Raw genomic sequence first — 2,096 nt, 5'->3', positions numbered from 1 at the left:
TATCTACTAACTCTAGAATAGCATTAGCTAAATCTAGCGTGTAAGTTGGACACCCTCTTTGATCGTCCACTACGGAAAGTTCTTTTCTTTCTTTTCCTAGTTTTAGCATAGTTTTAACAAAGTTAGCCCCATGCTTGCCGTATACCCAAGAAGTTCGTACAATAAAGAATTTAGAATGTAAATCACGTACAAATTGTTCACCGGCTAATTTAGATTTTCCATATACACCTAAAGGAGAAGTCGGAGAAAATTCATTATAAGGCTCATCATTTGTACCATCAAATACATAATCCGTACTTACATATACAAGTTTTGCTCCTACTGCTTCTGCGGCTACAGCAACATTACGTGTACCGTATGCATTAATAGAGAATGCTTGTTCAGGCTCTGACTCTGCTAAATCTACTTGGGTATGAGCAGCTGAATGAAGTACGATATTTGGCTTCAAGGTACTAATCACTTCTTGAACCTGTGCTTGGTTTGTAATATCCATCTCATCTCGGCCAAATCCATAAACTTCAAAACCTTTTTCAGTAAAGAGCTCAACTAACTCCTTACCAAGTTGTCCATTCGCTCCTGTAATTAAGACTTTTTGACTCATTATTTATCACCATATTGTTTGTTATAGTAGTTTACGTAGTCACCTGATTTAATGTTTTTCCACCAGTCCTGATTATCCAAATACCATTGAATCGTTTCAACAATTCCTGTATCAAACGTGTATTTTGGCTTCCATCCAAGCTCTGTTGTTAATTTAGTAGGATCGATTGCATAACGACGATCGTGTCCAAGACGGTCTTCTACAAATTTAATTAATTCTTTTGGAGCATTAAGTTTTTCTACGATTAAATGTACAATTTCATTATTTGTACGTTCATTGTGACCACCTACATTATAAATTTCTCCTGGCGCTCCTTTATGAATAACCAAATCGATAGCAGCGCAATGATCTTTTACATGTAACCAATCACGAACGTTTTTACCATCTCCATAGATGGGAAGTTCTTTTCCTTCTAGAGCATTTGTTACCATTAATGGAATCAATTTTTCAGGAAAATGATAAGGTCCATAGTTATTTGAACATCTTGTGATATTAACATTCATGCCGAATGTCTCATGGTACGCACTCACAAGCATATCAGCCCCTGCTTTACTTGCAGAATAAGGACTGTTTGGATCAAGAGGCGTTTCTTCTGTAAAATAGCCTGTTTCGCCTAGTGAACCATATACTTCATCCGTTGATACTTGTACATATTTCTTCAGGTTATTAGCTTTTGCTACATCTAAAAGTGCTTGTGTCCCTAACACATTACTCTTAATGAAAATATCTGGCTCTGTAATACTGCGATCAACATGTGATTCTGCTGCAAAGTTTACAATTACATCAATATCATGATATTTAACTAAATGATCTACAAGTTCTCTATTATTGATATCGCCTTTTACAAACGTATAATTTTCATGACTTTCGATATCTTGTAAATTTTCAAGATTACCTGCGTATGTAAGTAAATCATAGTTTACGATACCATAACTAGGATATGTTTCTACCATATGACGTACAAAATTACTTCCAATAAAACCTGCTCCACCCGTTACTAAAATATTCATGCTTGAATCACTCCCAAGTAAAATTATTATCTGCTTCTGCTAAAGTTGGATGTTTTGTATCTTTGTCAGAGAGAACTGGATTATTAAATGGCCAATCAATATTTAAAGCCGGATCGTTCCAAGCAATGCCTCTATCATGCTCTGGAGAATAAAGCTCGTCTACTTTATATTGTACCTCGGTATTTTCTACAATTGTACAAAAGCCATGTGCAAAACCTTTTGGTACTAAAAGCTGACGTTTGTTGTCTGCTGATAAAATAAATCCTTGCCATTCTCCATATGTAGGTGAACCCTTTCGGATATCTACAATAACATCATAAATTGCACCTCTTGTTACACGGACAAGCTTTGTTTGGGCTCTTTGTTTTAATTGATAATGCATACCACGTAATGTGCCGGGAGGTTGAGATAGGGAATGATTATCTTGAATAAAATTTATTTTGAACCCATATCTTTCAAACTCTATCTTATTGTAACTTTCAGTA

At 35.4% G+C, this 2,096-nt stretch carries 3 protein-coding genes; all 3 read right to left on the bottom strand.

Going from position 1 to position 2,096, the window contains the following annotated elements; translation table 11 throughout:
- Positions 1 to 601 (bottom strand): dTDP-4-dehydrorhamnose reductase (gene rfbD / locus RB298_RS07085; protein ID WP_486046557.1); only part of this gene is annotated, 601 nt, incomplete at its 3' end.
- Positions 601 to 1,611 carry a dTDP-glucose 4,6-dehydratase gene (gene rfbB / locus RB298_RS07080; RefSeq protein WP_486046555.1) on the bottom strand — a complete coding sequence of 337 codons (1,011 nt, stop codon included), beginning with the start codon at positions 1,609 to 1,611 and terminating at the stop codon, positions 601 to 603. The genes rfbB and rfbD, both read right to left, overlap by 1 nt.
- Positions 1,612 to 1,618: 7 nt before the next feature.
- Positions 1,619 to 2,096 (bottom strand): dTDP-4-dehydrorhamnose 3,5-epimerase (gene rfbC, locus RB298_RS07075; protein ID WP_486046553.1); only part of this gene is annotated, 478 nt, incomplete at its 5' end.

The organism is Priestia sp. BR_2 (genome assembly GCF_041954005.1).
Lineage (GTDB): Bacteria > Bacillota > Bacilli > Paenibacillales > Paenibacillaceae > Paenibacillus_AQ > Paenibacillus_AQ lautus_A.
This window is presented reverse-complemented; position numbering and strand designations above follow the sequence as displayed.